Below are 22,572 nucleotides of genomic sequence, written 5' to 3'. Positions count from 1 at the left end.
ATCATATCGCGGTACCAAAACGGCACTATTTTGTATTATTTGACTGCTCTAAGTGTCCCTGACTTAATTTGATCATCAATCTATTTTTGCTTTGTTAATGATATACGGGCTTGCAGTATACAAATTAGTGGATTGAATAACACTAACCAAGAACACAAAACCTTAACCCTTAATCTGTAATTTTCAAAATTTCTAATCCGTAAGCACGACGTTGAATCATCGGCACATTCATGTACTTTTTAGTTAACCTACGCTTACCGTGGCGGAGATAACCCAAAAAATTTATTCCATAATTTCCGGAAGGCTATAGTTCCTTCCTTTATTCTGTTCATGCAGCCAGTCAACTAGTGGTTGAAAGTACTCTAACATTGCTTTGGCACTCAGCTCATCACCGGTTGATTCTTTGAGTATTTGCCTCCAGTCTTTGGAAGCTCCATGGCGCATAATATGCATTAGAAAGTCTCCTATAGCTTTCTGGCCAAAGTAGTTGGTAGCATGAGGGTCTTGGTGCAGTATATTTTTGGCTATATGGTTGTGCAGCTGATATAAAAGGGCATAAGACAATGCATAATCATAGTATTGGGCAGGATCGTTGTTGATGTGTGTTTTAGTAGCTGCATCGCAATATTCTTCACCTCTAATAAATGGCGGCTCAATTCCTTGGTATTTCTTAACCAGCTCCCACCATTTTGCGTTGAATTGGTCAGGAGATAAGTTATCAACATACATGGCTTTTTCAAAATGGCTCATCGTGCCCGCGGAGAAAAAAATAAACACTACAGAGTTGAGTGCTTCTTTAAGAAGAGTATGCATATTATCTATTTCTATGGACGTATCGATCAGGCCGCGCTCCACCAGATAAGGCTTCTTCCTCGCAGCAAGTCCCATCATGGTGCCAATAGCTTCATGAAAGGCACGGTTAGCGCCTTTACGTAACAGTGGCGGCACATCTTTGTTAGTATAAGTGAGGTAGTAATAGATATGACCTAATTCATGGTGAGAGGTCCTGAACGACTTAGCATTAGACTCCAAACTCATTATGATGCGTATGTCTTGATCAAGGTCGATATGCCAGGCAGATGCGTGGTTATTCTTTTTAATGGATGAATTGGGAGGATAGGGATAAAGATTTGACTTTTTCCAAAACGTTGCCGGTAGTTTGGGATAACCAAGGCTTACATACAAATTCTCTGCTGACTTCATAATCCAATTAGGGGATTTGTTTTTAAGGATACCATCAATATGAATGCTTTTTACCTTCAGTATAGAACTCCAGTCCTGCCCCCAGCGGTTTGGTAGCCAGTGTGCAGGCAGATATTCAGGTACAGTGTTTACACCATATCTCTTGGCTAGTTCATAACGCACCCAGGTATGCAGCTCACGGTATAGAGGATAAAGCTCCCTCATGAAACGTTCCATGGTCTGCATCATCTCATCAGTGCTCATATGGTAGCTGCTTACCTGATATGTGAAAAAATCAGGGTACCCTAGCGCCTGTACGGTTTGATTTCTTAAGTTGCGTAAATTGATAAGCCCCGTTTTGAGAGTAGGTCCTACTTGTTTACTTGCTTCCCATGCTGACAGACGTTTATTGAGGTTGGATTCTTTTTTAAGAATATAGTCTATGTTATTAACATCTATCTTCTTGCCATCCAGTATATATTGATATCCATACAGCTTATATATTTGCTCAACCTCAGCTTTTATTCTTTTTTCTACAAGGTCAGCTACCTCTTGAGGGCTATTAGCAGCAGAATAGAGAATTAGCTCTAATTGCTTTACTTGCATCTTTGTTAGCTTATATTTTGGGTTGAGGTATTTGCGGGCGCTCTGAATGTTCTCTTTACTACCGATAAATACAGCGAGATCTTTATCCGCTTTCTGCGCAATCATCGCATTAGTAAAATCATTCGGCTTTATCTCAATATTTGATTGCCATCGTGCATTTTTAGCACTTGCATAGAGCTTCACATACTGTTTGGTGTAGTTATCAATAAATTTCTGTGCTTCTGCTGCGTCGGTATTGGGGCTACTGCCACTATTATGGCAAGATAAAAGCAGGTAGGATGAAATCAGTATTATATAATAATGTTTCATATGATCGATCCTTTTAGAAATCATTAGAGAGATCCATATCCTCAAAGCTTTGATTATCATCTTCTTGTGTTCCACCGTTCCGGGTAACTATTTGGTATGCTTCTTTGAGAGTTTCTATCTTTATTATATGAACAAAGATTCCCAAAAGCGGTGTTGTTTTTCAGGATCTGCCTTTTGATATATTCATCGTCTGATATCCGGCAAGCAAATTGGTACCTTTGTCATGTTACCACCACCTCACCTTAACATGCGAATTATTATCTATCGGTCTGATATGTTGGTCGTATCTCTCGATTTTCATTAGATGTCTTGGTAAATATTGCCGCAACTATTGGGCAATCGCTCCCAATAATGAAATTACTAGTCATATCCATTTGGAAAGGCAGGGGCGAGTATATGGAAATTATATATGGGTTAATGATGTACGAATGAGATTTCTTGAGGGAGTTCCAGAGGAAAAAGTAACACAATTATCTGACCATATGACATGAATTTTCGAGAGCAGTAATTTGATGAGTCCATATCATTGCTTGTTTCCTCGATGTTAAAAGGGATTCATCCCCTGGGACACTTCTTCCTTTGCTTTTTCGAGTCGTTCCAAGACCGACTCTATACCATATTCTGAAGCCTCAGCAAGTAATGCAGAAAAAATGGCTTTTTTTGCCTGAAATATATTGGGAGCAACTTCATCTCGAATCATCTTGTTCTTCTGTGATTCAATGTCTTCAAGAGCATGAGAATAATCTTGCATCTCCATGTTCGGATTAATATATTTTATCCCTTCATTAATGAGGTTTTTTGTCACGATTTGAAACATTTCATAGTTCATTGCTTGTTGATACAGCGGATCTGCAGAGGTTTTTTGACAACTTTGCAGCAATGCTAAGAGGTTATTGGCAGTCAAATTAATATCTTGATTGATGGATAACGAGATAACGGCATCAACGTCCTTACAAAAGGCATTGAGTCCTTCTAATATACGGATATTCTCTGGTTTTTCAAAATCAGCCCATTTGCTAAAAGTTGCTATTTGCTGATGAACTGTATTGAGGACATTTTCTATCCACTTTAATTGATAGGCATCAATTTCTTGTTGCGAACCATCCGTATTAATAGTTAATAACACTTTACTATGTGGCCGCTTGTGCTCTCTACCTACTCCTTTGATGGATGTTTCTCTGTGAGTAAGATATGCTGTATTTTCATACCTAGGCTTTTCAAATTGCTCATGTAATACATTTTTATTGGCAATTACATCAATAAATAGTCCATAGTCATTAAATAATTTTTTTTGTAGGTTTTTGGCAAAATTTAATCCCTCACATACACTCATCACCAGTGTCAATCGAGGTATTACATTAGGATTTTTGAAATCTGGATTTGTGAGTAATTTTCCAAAATAGGCGGCGATATCATCTAAATCGTATATCTTTGGGGTGCCTGTTTGTCTATCAAGGACCATATCGTCTAACTCTTCTCTTCCATGAGCCGCAAAATATATTTTGGTACGGTTTGTAATCGGTTTAGGAAAGAAATCAGGGTTCTCCAAAGCTTTAAGGTCACTTCCATCTGGTATTTTCACGAGTATTGCCGGGCTTTCGTGAATTATAAGCGTATCAATATTTGCCGTTATTTGATCTTGGGTCAAATTGATGTAAATGAGTTTATCATATTTGGAATGCATGACAGATCCCCATTTTTGATTCAGCCTATTCTTAAAGTATAGAATTGTGGTTAAAAATTTACCAACAGGATGATTTAACAAAATAACTTGAGTGCATGCTGAGGGTGCGTTCAGCTGGAACGTGTCACAACGTATTGAATTCATTGTGCCAGTAATTGACTCTAACTGTTGTTGTCCGAAAGTTTTTCCTTTAGGTGATACTGTCACCGAGAAACTCTAATTTTGAGGGGGTGCTATTTTAAGGGGTAAAGTATTTCTTATAGTCATCCAAAGGCGAGAGAAAACCTGACTTTCAGGCGAATAAAAGGTTTGAAGCCCTCACGAGAGAAATCAATAAAAGAATAAATTGACTGATTTAAAAATAAAAAATTACAATATAAATTTTTTTGTTTTATTGCCAGTTTGGCTGGATATGCGGCGGCATTGAAATAATAGTTGTTGCTGTTCTTAGAATATTTGCAATGATAAAAAACAATCCCATATATAAGCCTCGCATCATTAGACCTGATGCGAGTAGCTTATTCAGTATTAGCCGTTAATTAATCATTATCTTCTTTAGAAAGCGTACCGGTTGTTGCATCGATTTTTATCTCAAATTTTTTACCTTGGGCATCTCGTCCTTTAACTTCCCATTGACCATGTTCAAATTCAATCTTTCGGATATTGGTATATCCTGCTTGCTCAGCGGTAGAAAGTGCTTGTTGAATACTTACCTTTGGTTGGGTCGAGTCTGCAAAAGCAACGGAACATACTAAAGCTAGTGATGATAGAACAATTGTTTTCATTTTCATATTGGATCCCTCAATAGTTTGGATTTTAAAAATTAACATTTAATCATCATGCTGTAAATGAAGGTTTCCTGTAAAAGGCGCCGGGGGCATTTAGATGTTATTCCGATAAAAATTGATAATTGCATCATACCGGCAATTATGTCCAATATTATATATTGATCTATATGGACGAAATGTATCGCCGATTATCTGTTTTTCTTAATTTATTTTATAGTTAATTATAATTCCAAATTCAGCAGCTTATTAATCCTATGCTACACATTCCTTGATTAAGCTATTTGCTGAATGGCCCAACCTGATACGCACGCTTGCTATCCTGCTGGTTGCAAACAACAAGGCTTGTATCTTACTCATATTTTTGTATATTAGTGTGTATATTTTAGTATGGGGAATTATTTTATGAAATTTAGTCCTAGTTCAAATCCGAAACATTTAGAGGTTATTACCAAGCCCACATCAAGAGGGTTAATATTTAAATCAGATGCAGAACTATTAAAAAGCCTAAAATCTCTACCAGATGAAATTAATTTCGATGTGCCAGATGGAGAATTCAACACAATTCTCTACCTTGCAGCTGCAAATAACTATGTTAAAACAGTAGATTATTTGCTATTCGAAAAAAAGGTAAACCCTAATATCAAAGTATCTGAAAATTTGACTGCCGCACATATTGCAGCAGCTAAAGGACATCATGAAGTATTGAAGAAATTAGTGCGTTGTGAAGGCATCAAACTTGCAGAAAAAGACAAATATGGAGAAACTCCATTATTTCGTGCCATAGGTAATGCACCGACTGAAAAACTTTTAGATATCGTACGCTTAATTGTTATGACAGACGCGAGTACAATTTCAGTGACTAATGAGGATGGTATTTCTCCTATTGAGCTAGCACTTCAAAGACAACATCCCTCAGTTATCCAACTACTATTAGAGCATGGCGCCGATGTTAGTAAACGTTGCAGCTCTGCCGCAGCAGGAATGATGATGACCCGCAGTATTCCTAGTAGTCAATTTGGTGGTGCTTTCGTATTTTTTACTGGTTCAGCTGAAAATGATAATTTACGTCAATGTGCCAAGCTAATTATTGAAGCTTATAACAAACAACACTTGGCCGCTGATCTTAAAGAAACGACTTCAAGCAGTAGCTTCGGATTTAGCCAATAACTCTGGGGTAAAATTGGCAGAATGCACCCGTTTTCATGGGGGTACGTTTCAGCAAGAGTGCTCCAGCTACCCTCTTCACTCCAAATTTGTGGTTGAAAAGAGAAGAGATTATCTTGAGTACTCCCAAAATGTCGCTAAAATGAAGGACATTTAGCGACATTAGACGCTAAGGAATGATAACCTCATGTTTCACCAAGTCTGAGATTTTATCGCCACATTGTGAATTTAAGTAATAGGTGTATTTTCCTGATTTACCGGGCAAGGTAGTTTCCGTCCAGGTTAGTTTTTCACCCTTCCAAAGAATTTGTTGAACCCAATTTCTTACTTGATATTCATCAATTGGCAAACCACCTTCTGGTTTTTCCCACTTTAAAGTAATGCTTTTCTTATCCTGTGTATAACTGGATAAAATATTAATGGGTGCTTTACATGCCGTGGGATTTATTACTTTATAACTTTTGATGCTCTGCACTAACATACTTGCACTTTTCATGTGCGGATTAGGTGCGCCGGCATAGGGGCCACCGACTGCTAAGTTTACAATTAAATAATAGCCGCCTTCAGGATTATTAAATCCCCTACTTAAAGCATTTGCTCCATCTGCTGGTAAGCTGTCTGTTTTAAGAGGCCCCCAAATTTTTTTGTTATCAAAATATCCCGTAATAATATATCCATTCTTTGTACTTTGTGGGTCTTTTTCCCATTCAAACCCCCATTTATGAAAATTATTATATAATCTTTCAGAATCAGTTTTTGTGACTAATCGATATCCTGGCCCTTTGCAATCTCCGCCCGTACAGCTTGGATCGTTACCGTTAAAATGTAAGGCCGCAGTGCTAACATTAAAGTCCGTATTTTTGGGATAAGCCTCCATAATGTCAATTTCACCATTATTTGGCCATTGGCTATCATCGGTAGGCAGGAGCCAAATAGCAGGCCATAACCCACTGTTATAATTAGTAGGATTTGTTTTTGTTTCGCAGGAGCCGTCATCACTTGTTTCACACTTTGGTAATTTTGCAGTCACTTCGAGATAACCATGACTTAATGTGCTCGTATCCCAAACGGTGGAACTCATTGGGGCATTATAAGGTGGCGCATCAAGGTTTCTACGCGTCATAATTTCACCAGATAGCCAGTAGTTACTGTTTACCTTAATTGCGCTTAATTTAAGTTGGCCAGGTTCATTCGTTTTATCGCAATATGATGTAACCAAAGTTGTATCGTAAACGTTAATCTCCCCTGACTTTCGATGATCATAATTTGTAGCTGAAAAGAAATTTAATCCTTCTTCATTTTTATCAGTAAGAATATTTCTAACTAAGTTGCATTGTTTGTTTGCATCGAACGAGCAGGTAATTGCGTGAAGTGATTGAGAAGCGAATAAAAGGATGAGAAGTATGGGTCTATTCATCATTGATATCCTTATTTTTTAGATCTTGGTTTACCACTATATGGTTATTATCCAACAATGCATCATAGCTCATTAAAGCTAATCCAACAAGCTGCAAGAAGTTTGAGGCGAACTTTCTCTCTATACAAATCAACAACATTATAGAAAAGCAAAAATCGCTTCTTGATAATTCAAAATCTGGCTTGAGTATTCTAAAAAAGGCAACACCCAAATTAGTGATGCCCTTCTGTATACGGAGCAACGGATGAAAAACCACAGACAAAACCTCGATCTGAGATATATGATAAATTTATAGACAGCTACAAAAATACATTATCTCAATCGATTAAAAACCACCAGGAAGATTAATGTTCCCAGCTTTATCCGGTGTTGCAGGGGTTGAGTTAATGTAACAACCCTGTGATCTGTCATTTATTGTAGTGACTACCCCATCCTCACTGATTGCTAAAGTACAAAGGTTGCTGTTACTACCAGCAATGGTCATCACAGAAGACCCCGCGATATTTTTAACTAAACAGGCAGGGTGTTTCGTGACTGGATCAGGACAAGTAATACTATGATTGATTAATACCGGTTTAAAAGGGTAACCAACGTAGATCATATAGGAAAACTGAGTCTCAGGAGGTTGAGGATCCTCTTTGCCACAAATACTTCCTTTAATTTCTCCTGGTTGTATGTTCTCCAAGCGACAAACTAAATGACCTTCGTGGTAAAAACTAACTTGTTTCGCTGACGCTTCATTATTATATGCTGCCACATAGGTTTTATCCCCGGTACCAAAAACAGCGTAAGCAGGTGTATCTGCCCTAAGCGATTTATTTAAAGATCCTAGCGCTTTTAAATTTTGAATCCAATAATAAATACTTGGCTTGGATTCGCCAGGATCCGGCGTTTTAGCTTGCTCATCGAAATAACGGGTATAGTATTGCGATGCCTTGACTGGATCACCTAAGGCTAAGTATTTCAATAGCGTGCCGCAATAAGCAGAGTTTGCTGCGTCGCCGGAACATGGATTTTTAGCATCCTCGTTATACACTTTAGTAACAAAGTCTGGCTCATAACCAAGATAGAAAGATCCCGCACTTATGGGTAACGTATTGGATGCAAGGTTTTGATAATAACAAGGTTGACTCGCACAGAAATAAGTTGATCTATCAAGCTTACCTCCCCAAACATTTCCGACCAATAAATAGTTTTGTCCAGTCGTACTATTTGACCATCCCATGGGAAAAACACCGGCATTAGGATTTTGATTAAAATGATAATGATTCAGCCCTTGTTCTTCTGTAGTATAAAGATACAAACCTGTTTCTACGAGAGCGTGAGAAGAAGTATTATCTCCATCGAAAGTAACTCCTTCGGTATTTAAACCCCATAGAATAATAGCTTGAGCTAAATTCATAAATTCAGCACTGTCTTCCTCATTCACATTATCGAAGCTATAAGGCATGCCTAAAGCAGAGGAGATACCAGCATAGGGATCAAAACTTCTAAAATGTGGGAATCTGGTCGCCTCTCCTCCCTCTTCTTGATATTTGTAATTGCAAATATCTCGAATGAGCAAGTTAATCATAGCCCCATATTCTTGCGCCCATGTTTTATCAAATTGCGCAATAGTTGCAGCACTGTCAATTAAATAACCCCAGTGGAAAGGATGATCCGTTAGGGTAGTTGCTGTAAAGAAACCACTTGGAAATCCCATCATCGTATACCATTTGCTATTATACGAATAAAACCAGCTTCCTTCAGGTCGCGGACAATCGGAAGCACCATCGGGGCAAGGGTCCGTATAATTTAAGCCAGTTAGAAAACTTGTAACCTGTTTCTTTAGATTAGTTAATAAGTCATCCCGAATTTTTTTATATTGAGGATTGGGGGTAGATCCCATTAAAACATTGGCTATTTTTATGAGTTGAGCCTCCCTGCTTAATAATTTTCCTGTTGCGTAAGTATCAGTCCAAGGATTTTTAGCGTCTAAATGAGGATCTGGAGGTAATGCAAATGAATAACTTGCCATTTTATCCAAATCAGCCTGGCTGAGACGATTAGGTAAAGCAGGTAACACACCATGAAAGGCTACTTCAGTAGAAAAAGAAGGTGTTCCGCCTACTCCTTGAGGAACCACATAAGCATGCATAGTGCCTTTTAATGTCTGAATGGTTCCACTGTCACTGGCACAATCATCTTGGAATAAACAGCCGGCTTTTTCGGTGCTATTCATGTTTTTAATTTGCCAAGGATAAAGCATAACCAGCGGTTGTTTCTTCAATGATGCATTCGAATAGACTGTTTGAGTGTCAAAATTAAAATGCGTAATCACTTCAGCGTTATTTTTATCATACTCATACGTGATGGATGTATTTTTGATAAACGTATACGCGTAGGGCTTGAATTGATTGGCCACCGCAACTGCTGATAAGTCAGAAGAAGCAGGAATAGCAGCCAACGAAAAATAGCGATTTGTTTCCGTGGTATTAATGGAGGTACTTGGAATAATGTTTCCACTTCCTCCCTGGTTGACTGGGACGATTACAGAACCAGAATTAGTTTTCCAAGGAGTAATTGAGGCATCAGGATTAGAGAAATAAGCATAGTAGCGATAGCCCGAATCGGAAGCATTTTTTGTTTTAAACACACTGATGCCTTTTTCTTGGCTTAATAGTTTTACATCTTGTGAATTATTAAACTGTAGATAAGAAATTGTTTGATTGCTTTTCTTTTCAATAAAAACGAAAGGGGAACCTTCTACCACACTGGCAGTAAGAAGAGGAGAATTATTACGGGCCCACGCTGCCGTCACCATCCAATCAGAATAATCAGCAACCAAAGGTGCCGTACCCATCAAATCTCCTGTGGTAACAGTTACGTCGAGCGTATTATCATATCCACGGTCAACATGCACATTGTCAACTTTAGCGTTTTGCAAGGGAACTCCTAAAGAAATACCCCTTTCTGTTAAACGCACAGTAAGCGGGTTTGGAATTAACAATAAGGGATTCAGATAGTCACCATCCTGTATTTGTCCTGGCGCCTTATCCACGGCCAGCAAAGGTGTCCACCATAAACCCGTTGTTATGGGTTTATTACCCAGACCAAACTGGCTCCCTTGAAATACTGATTTTAGCGTTGAATAGTTGTTTATGAGGGGATAGCCAGCGTCTTTTGAAACACGTCCCGGATATTTTTGCGCTAATTTTGCAATGTGTTGCTCATCGTAATAAATTCCTCGACCAAGTTGTGTAGCACTGTGAATTGCATTGTTATTTAAAAGAAAAATTACTGCTGCAAGAGGGAAAATTTTTTTTGGTTTGTTCGAGTTATTGTTCTTCTCTGACATTGATTTTTCTCCAGATTTAGAAAAAGTAAATTGCTTTACGGGTTAATCTCTTAATTTCGTATAGGTTAAGTGAACCATTTATGTTTTTCTTAGCAGTACTGATTCGTAATGTAATGATTTAGTTTATCGAAAATTTATTGGCAGTTCGTTTAATTGAAGTTTTTTTGCCAGAAGACTGATAATGATTACGTAGCGCTCCTATTTGCAATTTTCCATATTTCATTACCTTAGACTTTCTATATGCAGTGTCTTATTTTCATAATAACCGCATTCCATGAAAAATATCTATCTGATTAAACGTGAAATTTAATTTTCAGTCGCTATGACTACTCAAAATAAACATACCGAATTAATAAAATTGAGATTATTAAAAAAGAATCAAGTCATAGAAAAAATCAGGAGAACCTGCACTTTTTGATTCATTTGTTCAAACCTTTTGTTCTTTGCTCTACAGTGGTGAAAAATAAATCTCTTATCAGCTGCATTCAAGTAAGCGTTGATTTATAAGCCATACATTCAAAGTCATATTTATTTACTGCTCTTGAAAATAAATATCCCTGACCAAAATCACATTTTTCTTCAATTAGAGTTTTCAACTGTTGCTCAGTTTCAAGACCTTTAGCAACAACTTTAAGATTTAAAAGATGAGCCAACTTAATAATTGTTCTGAGAATCGTTAAATCGATATTTTTTTCAACATTTTTAATAAAGGTATTGTCGATTTTTAAGGTATCAATGGGTAATGTTTTGAGCAAAATAAAAGAAGAATAACCTGTTCCAAAGTTATCTAAAGCCAGCTTTACTCCTAATCGGGTTAGGGTAAGCAGATTTTTTTCAATCTTAACTCTGTTTTCTAAAAGTGATTTTTCAGTTAGCTCAAGCGTGATATTGTCCACTTTTGATTTGAAAATTAAGCTTTCAATGTGATTAATAAAATTATTATTTGCGAATTCAATAGAGGATATGTTGATAAAAAACTGCAATTTTTTATTGTATTTTTCATTCCAATGCTTAATTTGAAAGCATGCGGTTTCAAGTATCCATTCACCAATTGGAATCATTAAACCCGTTTTTTCCGCAATTCTAAAAAATTCATAGGCCCCCATCTTACCAAGATTTTGACTATTCCATCGTAACAAAAGCTCCGCACCCATTAATTTTCGAGTAGTTAAACAATAAATAGGTAAATAATGCAAACTAAGTTCATTATTTTTTATGGCATCACGTAAATGTTTTCCAATTTCCAACTCCTCTAATTGCGATTTTGATAAAATTGGTGAATAAAAAACATAGGTGTTTTTTCCCGATTTTTTAGCCTCATACATGGAAGTATCTGCATTTTTGAGCATATCTTGATAGGTAACTCCTGAATCAGGATAGATCGCGATTCCAAAACTTGCGGTAATGGACAATATATGTTCATGAATTTCAAAAGGAGCATTGAATACATTTATTAAATTTTCTGCAATGGATTGAATTTTATAAGGTTCGAATAACTCAGGAAATATAATAGCAAATTCATCTCCACCCAACCTGGCACAATAATCACCAATACGGATGGATTTTTTTAATCGAGAAGCTACTTCTTGCAATAATTTATCACCTACTTCATGACCTAATGAATCATTAACAAATTTAAAATTATCTAGGTCTAAATATATTAAAGTGAATCGACGTCCATACCTTTGGTAATTAGAAATTAATGCAGCCATGGTAGCCTCAAAAGCCGCTTTATTCATTAACAAGGTAAGCGAATCAATAGTAGATAACTTTTCAAATTTATCTTTTTGCTGCTGCAAATTCTCCTGTGCCTTAAAAGCCAAGAAAAATTTTTCTTGAAAACTTTGAATTAAGCCAATAACCGGAATGATAAAACTGCAAAGTTGAAGTAACGATGCAACTAAATAAGCGGTATCCAGAAGCTTGCTTGAGCCAAAAACCATATAAATTGACATTAAAATCTGAGCAAATGCGCTATATTTGACAGCGTTGAGCAAGACACCCCACTTCTTGGGATCAAGCTGATAACAAGTGATAAAAGCTAAATATAGATTTAATGCCAAGTTAATTAAACCAAATGGATGGGTAATAAATTCATTAGGATAAAAAAATCGTGGCATGTAATTCGGATATGAAGACCATGATATTAAAAAACCTTCTGTGCCAAAAATGATGCAACTTAATATTAAAAGAACACTAAAAATAAAGTAATTACGCGTTAACGATTTTATTAAACACATGCCAAGAGTCACTACTAATAAAAAGCTTATGAATGTATTTGATCCTAACCAAACAAACCCATGAAAATTTTTCAAGTTATAATTCAAAGGAGTAAACCAATTATTTACTAAGCAAGCCGTAAAATAAAAAACAACTCCAATTAAATAGGAAACACTAATACAAAAAGCGATTTTATCTTTAGTGAGTTTGTAGTAAGAAAAGCCAAGTAAAACAAGAACTAAAGCAATGACTCCTAATGACCAATAAAATAAGGCATGGTAAATGCTAACATCTTGATAAAAAGAACTAAAACCTAGCTTAAAACCCAACAAAATACCCAGTGTTGACAGGGTGAGAGTCAAAATAATGAATAGTAAAAAAGCCTTAGGAAGTATTCGAAACACATTATTTGCTTCTGAATTCATAATTTTATTACTCTAAATAATTTATTAAAATTTATCCCATTATCATTTTGCTCTTCGCTAGGTACCGAGAAACACACAGATTATCAATATATATTATAATCCCTTAAAATTAATGAAATTTTCAATGCTTAACTTTTCTTTAGAGCTACTTTGGAGTCAGAATATTTCTCTACTTATTATGAGTTTAATTTTTGTGCAAGAACTCGTAACTATGGATTACATCCTAAAGCACAGCAAGACATTGCTTACTGGTATCGATAAAGTTATTTTTATCTTTGAAGCTGGATTCCTCGCATTTCAACGGTAATGTCTTTTGTTTTAGCACTCTCTGAGAAATTGTTAATAACCTCTCGCACATCATTATCAATATATTTTGAGCCGCTGCTGTCAATGATTACAGTGGATTTAGGTGGGATTTTGCGAAATTGATGGATAAAGCTGCCCTTATTTAAAAAAGATACTTCTTCAGCCAATTCCATGTGAAAAACCATACCTTTTTTCATAACAATACTGGTGTCATGGGCGTTTAAATAGTGGTGGCGTAAAATAATGAAAATAGCTACGGTAAAGCCAACACTGATACCAAAAAGTAAATCATTCACTACAATTCCAACCACAGTAACGATAAATGGTAGAAATTGCTCCCATCCCATTTGATACATTTCTTTAAATACAGATGGACTAGCTAATTTATAGCCAATCATAACTAAAATTGCAGCTAATGATGCAAGTGGAATTTGATTTAATATCATGGGGATAGTGAGCACACAAACCAAAAGCAATACTCCATGCAAAATCGCGGATAATTTAGTTTTAGCGCCAAAGGTAATATTTGTGGAACTGCGTATGATGACCTGGGTGATAGGTAATCCACCAATCAAACTAGAAAGCATATTACCTACCCCTTGAGCTTTTAATTCTCGGTCTGTGGATGTAATTCGTTTATAAGGGTCTAGCTTATCAGTGGCTTCAACACACAATAAAGTTTCCAGGCTTGCGACTAAAGCAATAATGGCTGCCACTTGGTATACTTCCATGTTACCCAGTTGATTAAAATTGGGTAAAGTTATTACTTGAGTCAAATCAGTAATACTTTTAAATTCAGGAATTTGTACGAGCTGTGATGACTCTAAATGAAAAGGAAGCCCTCCGGTTTTATAAAGCAAAGACAGAATAAATCCGCACAAAACGACCACTAAAGGAGCTTGTAAAATTTCAAATAGTTTGTATCCTTTATTAATTAAATATTGCCATGATATCATGATTACAAGTGAAATTATGCTAATGATGACTACTCCAGAGTTAATGTTCTCCATCGCTTTGTTAATATAAAAAAATTCGAGCCGGCCATCGGTTAAATCGGTTAAAATAGGGGAAACATCATATCCAATTAAATGAGGAATCTGCTTTAAAATAATGATAATCCCAATACCGCCCAACATGCCCTTAATTACTGATGAAGGAAAATAATAAGCAATAATTCCACCACGTAGAAACCCCGCTACAATTTGAAAGATTCCTGCGATAAACCCGGCCAATAAAAATGTTTTCCAAGAACCTAAGGATTGTTGAGCAGCGAGAACTATCGCTACAAGGCCCGCAGCTGGGCCACTGACTCCCAAGGCTGAGCCGCTAAGAAATCCAACAACGGCCCCTCCCACTATTCCAGCAATAATCCCCGAAAATAAAGGTGCTTCTGATGCCAGGGCAATACCGAGGCACAAAGGTAGGGCGACTAAAAATACCACTATTGAAGCTTGAAAGTCATATTTTAAATTAGAAAAAATTCCCTTTATCATTTTTTATCCCTTAATTCTTTCATGAAAAATATAATTCTATGTCCCATTTAGATTGGAAATGAGCATCCATTATCCAGATTGCTTCTCTAGAAAAAAATTTATTAGCAAAATTATAGTACAGTTCTGTTGACTCATATTTAATAAACGAATTAAAAACATTTATTTTTTACTAACATGGATCCATTTTAAAAAGCAGCTATAGTAGAAAGGACATGATTATATTTGTAAGTAATAAGAGGATGTTTTTAAGGATATTGTTATGGATGACAATTTATATAAAGAAGCTTTACTCAGGCTCGATAACGCATCTATTCTCGCTTCGCTTGACCCAGAAGCAGTTGAAAAATTAAAACATGCGAAAGCATGCCTTGAGGTGGCGATACCAGTACGAATGGACGATGGGCAATTAAAAATATTTACCGGGTATCGTGTCCATCATAATTCTATACGTGGCCCCACTAAAGGGGGGATTCGCTTTCATCCTGAAGTGAGTCTTTCTGAAATAAAAGCCTTAGCTTTCTGGATGACCATTAAGTGTGCTGTAGTTGGCATACCTTTTGGTGGTGCAAAAGGTGGTGTTATTGTTAATCCGAAACAATTATCACGTCTTGAATTAGAACGATTAAGCCGAAGTTACATTACGTCCATAGCAGATTTTATTGGACCTGATTTAGACATCCCTGCGCCTGATATGTATACAAATGCTATGATTATGGGATGGATGATGGACGAATACTCTAAAATTGTCCGTCAAGCAACACCGGCTGTAATTACAGGGAAACCTTTACCGTTGGGTGGAAGCCAGGGCCGGGAAAATGCTACAGGCTTAGGCGCTTATTATTGTATTAAAGAACTGGAAAAAATAAAAAAATGGCATCCCCAAAAAATGCGCGTGGCCATTCAGGGTTTTGGCAATGCAGCACAACCTTTAGCGCAATTGTTGTATCAAGATGGTTATAAGATTGTAGCAGTTAGTGACTCTAGAGGTGGTATATATCGAGCACAAGGCTTTAATATTCCAAGTATTATTTATGCCAAAAACAAATTTGAACAGGTCCAAGCCGTCTACTGTGAGGACTCAGTTTGTCAAATGGTTAAAGCAACTCAAATCACTAATGAAGAACTGTTAGAATTAAAAGTTGATATTTTAATTCTGGCGGCGCTGGAAAATCAAATAACCAAGAAAAATGCGGCAAAGATAAAAGTGCCTATCATTGTTGAGGTTGCTAATGGCCCTACTACAGTAGAGGCCGATGATATTTTAAAGGAAAAAAATATTCTCGTTGTGCCTGATATTTTAGCTAATGCTGGTGGGGTTACGGTAAGTTATTTTGAATGGGTTCAGAATAAGTCAGGTTATTATTGGACGTTGGCACAGGTGCAAAGACGTTTGCGCGCCATCATATCGAGAGAATTTAACAACGTTTTTGAGTTACTGGAAGTTCATCAAGTTGACCTGCGTACTGCTGCTTATATTCATGCATTAAATCGACAGGCAGAAGCTGTCGTAGCCCAAGGGACACATGATTATTTTTCTGAGTCTTATTGAGTAAATTTATTTCCTGGTTCTTCTAAAAAGCATGCTAAGACATTTACTGAAAAAGATGCGTGTATTGATGTATTAATTCGCCAACATCACTCCTCTAAAAAATCATTATGAGATTGATTTTTAAGTACAATGATTACGTTTCATTTGAAAGGAAATTGGTCCTCCTTTTTCAAGAATAGCTGTATTTTATTAATTGAAGATTATTTAGGCCATATTGCAATCTTAATGACTGCATTATATCGTTTCTCGTCATTCGTGTGCATTCGAGATTTTTTATTTACTTTTTTAATAATAGGGCAAAACCCCTATATAATTAAGAATTATTCAGATTATAGTATTAACTAAACCTATAAAAAAGGATTTTTATATGGCTAAGAAAGCGGATAAGCCAATTGTCATTATCACAGGCTCTAGTGGCAAAATAGGGACTGCTCTTGCTCGTGCTTTACGAAACTCTTATAAAATTGTAGGTTTTGATCAAGATAAAGATGCCTGTGAAATTCCCTGTGATATTACATCGGATGCCTCTTTAGCTTTATCTTTTCGGTTATTTAAAGAAAAATATGGAAATAAAATTGCTGCAGTGATTCATCTTGCAGCCTATTTTGATTTTACAGGCGAAGAGTCTTCTTTGTATCAGTCTGTAAATGTAAATGGTACAAAAAATTTACTCCTGGCATTACAAGATTTTGAGGTGGAACGATTTATCTATGCCAGCACTATGCTCGTACATAAACCTTGTCTCTTAGGAGAAACTATTAATGAAGATGCACCTCTTTTGCCGAAATGGCCGTATCCAAAATCCAAATTAGAAGCGGAAAAAGTAATTAAAAAATATCATGGAAAAATACCTTACCTGATTTTTCGTTTGGCAGGTTTATATGAAGACGTGACCTGTGTTCCCACACTTGCTAACCAAATTGCTCGAACCTATGAACGAGAAATTAAAAGTCATTTATACGCGGGAGATTTAAATGTTGGCCAAGCATTTATTCATCAGAAAGACTTGATAGAGCTTTTCAAAAAAGCTCTTTTTTACCGTAATGAATTATCGCAAAAAGAAATTATTCTAGCAGGAGAGCCAAAAACGCTCAGCTACAGAAAATTACAAAATCTAATAGCTCAATTGATTCATGGGGAACAATCTTCTCTCTACAAGGTTCCCTCTACTGTCGCTAAAGCAGGTGCCTGGCTGGAGCATCAGACAGAACCATTAATACCTGATGATTTTGATCAAGGCGAAAAACCATTTATTCGTTCATTTATGATAGATCTTGCTTCAGATCATTATGCTTTAGATATTACTAAAGCCAAAGAACATCTTCATTGGGAACCTAAACATTCAATTGAAGAAACCCTTCCTAAAATTATTGATTCTTTAAAGGCTGATCCGGAAATTTGGTATAAAAAAAATAGATTAGTCCAGCCAGACTGGATGGTTGCTATTAAGCATAACCCAGAGAAAATACGCTCCCTTTATGAGACTAACTTCCGCCAACAACACCAACAAAACCTATGGGCACATTTTTTAAATATGGGTTTTGGATTATGGCTAATAACTTCGCCAGCATCCCTAGGATATACCTCTTATCCTCTAACATTAAGTGATATTATTAGTGGGAGCGTACTTCTTTTATTTGCATCTTTAAGTCTATCTTGGCGTTTATCACAAGCTCGATGGGCTTGTGCTTTAATTGGTCTGTGGTTAATATTTGCCCCTTTGGTTTTTTGGGCACCAACTGCTGCTGCGTATTTAAATGATACTCTTATTGGCACACTAATTGTTGGTTTTTCTGTAATAGTTCGCCCTGACATAGGTGTAGCGCCTAATGCTGCTTTAGAAGGACCTGTCATTCCTCCTGGATGGGATTTTTCACCTTCAAGCTGGTTCCAGCGATTGCCGATAATCATCTTGGCTTATATTGGTTTTTTTATTTCACGATATATGACGGCTTATCAACTTGGTCATATTGATCATGTCTGGGAACCATTTTTTATGGGAGATTTACCTGATGCAAAAAATGGAACCGAAGAAATTATTACGTCTTCTATATCTAAAGCGTTTCCAGTTCCAGATGCAGGGCTAGGTGCTGCAGTTTACATTTTAGAAATTTTAACAGGTATTATTGGTGGCGCAAATCGGTGGCGTACCATGCCATGGTTGGTGCTTTTGTTTGGTATTATGATTGTGCCATTAGGAATCGTCTCTATTACCTTTATCGTCATTCAACCTATTCTTTTAAATACATGGTGTACTTTATGTCTAATCGCTGCGGTTGCCATGCTCATTCAAGTTCCCTATTCCTTTGATGAATTAATTGCAACGAGTATTTTTCTTTGGCGAAGATGGAAAGCTGGCAGGCCATTATTGAGAATTTTGTTTGTTGGTGATAGTGATGAGAGAGCTCAATCTAGAAAAGAAGTAGATACTTTTGAGCAATCGCCTAAAATAATTCTACGAGAAATGTTGAGCGGAGGTATAACTTTACCTTGGAATTTAATGGGATGCATACTCCTCGGTATCTGGTTAATGTTTACGCGTATTACTTTGGACACAACGGGTCCAATGGCTAATAGTGATCATCTCATTGGCTGTCTTATTATAACGATAACCATAACAGCATTAGCTGAAACAGTTCGTATTTTGCGCCTACTTAATTTATTTTTAGCTATCGCTTTGTTTATTACGCCATTTATTTATCATGCATCAGCATGGGGAATTTTTGCAAGTCTCGTTAGCGGCGCTCTTTTATTCTTCTTATCCATTCCGCGAGGAAAAATCCGGTCTTCTTATGGAACTTGGGATAAGGTTATTTTTTGACCAGTGGTATTATGAAAAATCAATTCCGCCCGAGTTTTAAGTTTTTTTAGTTTTTGGATATGACTTTATTTTTTGTTTAGAGTCTTTATGTTTATTCACTTTATCACAAACCTCTCCTGTATGCGGAGTGTTGGGGGTAATATCGCAAATGTGTTCAATATGAGTGACCTCAGGATGCTTTTTCTCTTCCTTACGTTTTTTCATAACCTGCTCCTTAAGCGGATAATTTATACATATAGTAAAATTTTAACAACTAATCCAGGTTGGAATGGGGATAAAATAATAAAAAACTTATCAAACGAAAACTCTCTTTTGTCCTCTGCGTGTGACGGTTTTTCAATTAAATCAGTTAACAAGCTCTCTATTGGAACTACAGATAGCGATAAAACATTTTCTTGGGCTAATTACTCTATACTTTTTGTAGGACTTCGGAAAAGGTAAGCGTTTTGGAGAAACTCATGAATAAAACGAATCGGCCTTATAAAAGACTTTTTCGGTCAAGGTATAACAAAAGAATTGCTGGTGTTTGTGGTGGTTTAGGAGATTATTTTAACATCGACCCCATCTGGGTTCGTATCTTTTTTATCGTTCTTTTTCTGGCAGGTGGGGCCGCTTTTATTGCTTATGTCATAATATGGCTACTCGTACCTCTCGAACCTTTAAATCGAGAAAAAAATCTCATGAACCGCGATTCGCTTTGATAATGATTTTATATTTTTCATGGAGCAACGCCCCCACATTTGTCATGCCGCATTTTACCAGTACCTTTTGAGAGGTCATCAATATCATTAAGAAAAGGTTCTCGAATCATGAGTCTTGATAATTAACATGGTATCTACTGAGCTTCCCTATTATTTTTCCTGTTTAGAAAAATACTGGCTGCATCGTACCCAATACTTTAAAGAAAATATCTCCATCATTTATTATACCCCCAATATTCTCATCAATGATTTTACCCATGCAGCGAAGCAGGCGGGCAGGGATATACGGGATGACAGCTGGATGCTTTATTCTGAATTTTTTCATTTTTTACCTTTTACATAAAAATTTAATATTTCATTCATTAAACTTAAAATATAAAAATTTAAAACATTCAACGGCGTTGCCCAAAGCGTTTACTGAGAAGGGCATGTATAGGCTTGCCATAATTTTAAAAAGTCCTAAGGCTACGAAGCTGACAATTTCTATTATTGAACCATTTACAAATGGTTCGTGAAATATTGCGTACAATCAAAACATTACCGCAGACACCACAAAATTCTCTCTTCTTCGATGTTGCCAACAACTATCAGTATTTTGTATACAACGTATATAAACAATCTATTTCTAATATACTTGCCAAGTCGTTATTATGTGTTTTAGGGGCTTTTCTCCATTAAGAATGGCACCGTAAAAAGAAAATTTATTCAAGATATATATCTTCGGTTTTCCAAAAGTTTTACTGAAACATTCAATATTTTTTTAGATATTTATTAATTGTTAATTCCATATTTTAACAAAATAAATTCCTTTAATGAGAGTTAGAAAAATGCAAGAAGTTAACACATAATATGATTATTCTTTACATTCCATTTGAATATTGAAACACTAGCAACGCGATTCAACCACGATTTTTTAGTGATCAATCATCGTATATCTCATATTCATCTTTACTGTTGCGATAATCCGGGCAAAAATGCCAGCTTGGCGACGAATTTTAGAGCCATGCTTTTGCGCCCAGAATGTAACACAATTAATTATTACCAAGGTAAAATTTATCCTCCAGATATGGCCGGTAGATTGTGGGCAACAACGGCTCAAGAAACAGTTGCTGCAGCACCAAGACAATTAGAGAAAAGTATCGAAACAGAGCCCGATGAAAGAGCTTCTGGGCGCTCCAGTATAAAAACAGAAACAATGGAGCGGAGTTTTTCAAAAAGTGAAATGAGCAAGGCAGAAATATCAATCTTCTGGGGATGCGCTGGCGATTTTTGGACGATCTCAGGGTGAAAGCTTATACCAGCCCCTCTGCTGCTGATGACACCCAGGATCTTGCACCGATGATATTAGCGATTCGCTCGAGATTCTGACGAAAAGGACCGTTTGTTATATTTTTAATTCTTCGGCTAAGTCCCTGGTAGACAGATTATTCAATACCATTACAGTATTTACTGGTCAAGATGGCTGTCGACATGCTTATCGATTTGAAACACCCATTTGTCATCAGGGCTCAATAGCCGAATTTACTGTTAAGTTTATCGGTACTATTGTGCGTATGAGAGACAGGGATTCCTTAGTGCGGATTAATTCTAAACTTAATGCAGATGAGTACTACATATTAAGCCCAGTTATTTTCAAGCACTCTACCAAGCCTTCAAATCTTTAATGCTCGAACTTACTAATTTGGATAACCAATGCACTCCCTCATCATATTGGCTCTTACTGTGCATCACGAGATAAATAGGGGTTGGTTCCAGATTGAATGGTAAGGGTTGCATTTTTAAATTAAATTGCTTTGAAAAAATATTAATTAAAAAACTTGGAGCCGTGGAAATAACGGTGTCGGAATTGGCTACTGCAAAAATAGCAGGTAAAATATTTTTTACAAAAAGCATATCATTGCGTACCTTTTTTCTTTTAAGTAAGTATTCCGCTGAATGACTGTATCTTTCTTGATTAAAACTAAATGCAATATGTTTACTGGCCAGATAATCTTTTAAAGATAAGGGCCTATTTATGAGTGGATTATTCTTACTTGCAAAACAAATAATTTCTTCTTCATATAATTTTTCAGCCTTAAGTTGTGCTGAGAGTGAATTTTCATTAATAGCTCCGATGGCAATATCTACTTTATCATCAATAAACAGATGAGGATTATCAGCCATTGCCTCAATTGTTGTTTCAATAACAATATGAGGCAATTTTTCAAGCGCCGACATTAAAGAAGGTAACACGATGAGCTCAACATAATCAGGTAAAGCAATCTTAAATGATCTTTTTGAATGAAAGGGATCAAACTGTTCGCCAGGTTGTAAGATATTTCTTAAACCAAACATCACCTGCTCTAATTGTGGTTGTAACTCTTTTGCTTTTGGAGAAAGAAAGTATTCTCCTTTTCCAGGAATCAACAGTGGATCTTTAAATAACTCTCTGAGTTGCTTCAAAGAAGAACTCATTGCAGGCTGACTTATGCACACTTTAGCAGCTGCGGCACTTACACTTTTTTCACTTAATAGAGCATCCAAATGCAATATTAAATTTAAGTTCATTCGTTTAAAAGGTGTCACGATTT

The 22,572-nt window shown here is 36.4% G+C and carries 15 protein-coding genes; 6 read left to right on the top strand and 9 right to left on the bottom strand.

Going from position 1 to position 22,572, the window contains the following annotated elements; translation table 11 throughout:
- Positions 1-282: 282 nt before the first annotated feature.
- From DY223_RS15835 to DY223_RS15825, 3 genes are all read right to left on the bottom strand, one after another.
- Complete coding sequence (locus DY223_RS15835) at positions 283-2,097, bottom strand: M2 family metallopeptidase (RefSeq protein WP_058458423.1); 1,815 nt, start codon at positions 2,095-2,097, stop codon at positions 283-285.
- A 544-nt stretch (positions 2,098-2,641) separates the two neighbouring features.
- On the bottom strand, positions 2,642-3,781 hold the full coding sequence (locus DY223_RS15830) for a hypothetical protein (protein ID WP_058458451.1): 1,140 nt from the start codon (positions 3,779-3,781) through the stop codon (positions 2,642-2,644).
- A gap of 539 nt (positions 3,782-4,320) precedes the next feature.
- The gene (locus DY223_RS15825) at positions 4,321-4,572 is read right to left on the bottom strand and encodes a PepSY domain-containing protein (RefSeq protein WP_058458452.1); all 252 of its coding nucleotides are present in this window, start codon (positions 4,570-4,572) and stop codon (positions 4,321-4,323) included.
- A 399-nt stretch (positions 4,573-4,971) separates the two neighbouring features.
- On the opposite strand from DY223_RS15825, the gene DY223_RS15820 reads away from it, so the two are divergent.
- Positions 4,972-5,736, top strand: a complete 765-nt coding sequence (locus DY223_RS15820) for an ankyrin repeat domain-containing protein (RefSeq protein WP_058458424.1) — start codon at positions 4,972-4,974, stop codon at positions 5,734-5,736.
- Between the two features lie 166 nt (positions 5,737-5,902).
- Here DY223_RS15820 and DY223_RS15815 read toward each other — a convergent pair whose 3' ends face one another.
- The 4 genes from DY223_RS15815 to DY223_RS15795 form a co-directional block, all read right to left on the bottom strand.
- On the bottom strand, positions 5,903-7,153 hold the full coding sequence (locus tag DY223_RS15815; RefSeq protein ID WP_082642401.1) for a glycoside hydrolase family 16 protein: 1,251 nt from the start codon (positions 7,151-7,153) through the stop codon (positions 5,903-5,905).
- Between the two features lie 322 nt (positions 7,154-7,475).
- Complete coding sequence (locus tag DY223_RS15805) at positions 7,476-10,487, bottom strand: glycosyl hydrolase (protein ID WP_058458427.1); 3,012 nt, start codon at positions 10,485-10,487, stop codon at positions 7,476-7,478.
- Positions 10,488-10,972: 485 nt separating this feature from the next.
- Positions 10,973-13,132, bottom strand: coding sequence for a putative bifunctional diguanylate cyclase/phosphodiesterase (locus DY223_RS15800; RefSeq protein WP_058458428.1), 2,160 nt, complete (start codon positions 13,130-13,132; stop codon positions 10,973-10,975).
- A gap of 269 nt (positions 13,133-13,401) precedes the next feature.
- A complete protein-coding gene (locus DY223_RS15795; RefSeq protein ID WP_058458429.1) occupies positions 13,402-14,931 on the bottom strand; it encodes a SulP family inorganic anion transporter in 1,530 nt (509 codons plus the stop codon).
- A 259-nt stretch (positions 14,932-15,190) separates the two neighbouring features.
- Between DY223_RS15795 and DY223_RS15790 the strand changes: the two genes are divergently transcribed.
- The gene (locus DY223_RS15790) at positions 15,191-16,480 is read left to right on the top strand and encodes a Glu/Leu/Phe/Val family dehydrogenase (RefSeq protein WP_058458430.1); all 1,290 of its coding nucleotides are present in this window, start codon (positions 15,191-15,193) and stop codon (positions 16,478-16,480) included.
- Positions 16,481-16,847: 367 nt separating this feature from the next.
- Positions 16,848-19,301, top strand: coding sequence for a vitamin K epoxide reductase family protein (locus DY223_RS15780; RefSeq protein ID WP_058458431.1), 2,454 nt, complete (start codon positions 16,848-16,850; stop codon positions 19,299-19,301).
- Between the two features lie 36 nt (positions 19,302-19,337).
- On the opposite strand, the gene DY223_RS19150 is transcribed toward DY223_RS15780, so the two are convergent.
- Positions 19,338-19,505: a hypothetical protein gene (locus DY223_RS19150; protein WP_154669234.1), complete on the bottom strand. Its 168-nt coding sequence runs from the start codon at positions 19,503-19,505 to the stop codon at positions 19,338-19,340.
- A 254-nt stretch (positions 19,506-19,759) separates the two neighbouring features.
- Between DY223_RS19150 and DY223_RS15775 the strand changes: the two genes are divergently transcribed.
- From DY223_RS15775 to DY223_RS15765, 3 genes are all read left to right on the top strand, one after another.
- Entirely contained in the window at positions 19,760-20,002 is a 243-nt protein-coding gene (locus DY223_RS15775) for a PspC domain-containing protein (protein ID WP_058458432.1), read from the top strand.
- A gap of 127 nt (positions 20,003-20,129) precedes the next feature.
- A complete protein-coding gene (locus tag DY223_RS19145) occupies positions 20,130-20,345 on the top strand; it encodes a hypothetical protein (protein ID WP_058458433.1) in 216 nt (71 codons plus the stop codon).
- 528 nt (positions 20,346-20,873) lie between these two features.
- A complete protein-coding gene (locus DY223_RS15765) occupies positions 20,874-21,290 on the top strand; it encodes a hypothetical protein (protein ID WP_160116292.1) in 417 nt (138 codons plus the stop codon).
- A 353-nt stretch (positions 21,291-21,643) separates the two neighbouring features.
- On the opposite strand, the gene lelA is transcribed toward DY223_RS15765, so the two are convergent.
- On the bottom strand, positions 21,644-22,570 hold the full coding sequence (lelA, locus tag DY223_RS15760; RefSeq protein WP_115684336.1) for a LysR family transcriptional regulator LelA: 927 nt from the start codon (positions 22,568-22,570) through the stop codon (positions 21,644-21,646).
- Positions 22,571-22,572 lie beyond the last annotated feature (2 nt).

It is taken from the genome of Legionella bozemanae (genome assembly GCF_900450575.1).
GTDB classification, from domain to species: domain Bacteria; phylum Pseudomonadota; class Gammaproteobacteria; order Legionellales; family Legionellaceae; genus Legionella; species Legionella bozemanae.
Note: the sequence above shows the minus strand (reverse complement) of the source record. Positions and strands in the feature narration are given on the sequence as shown.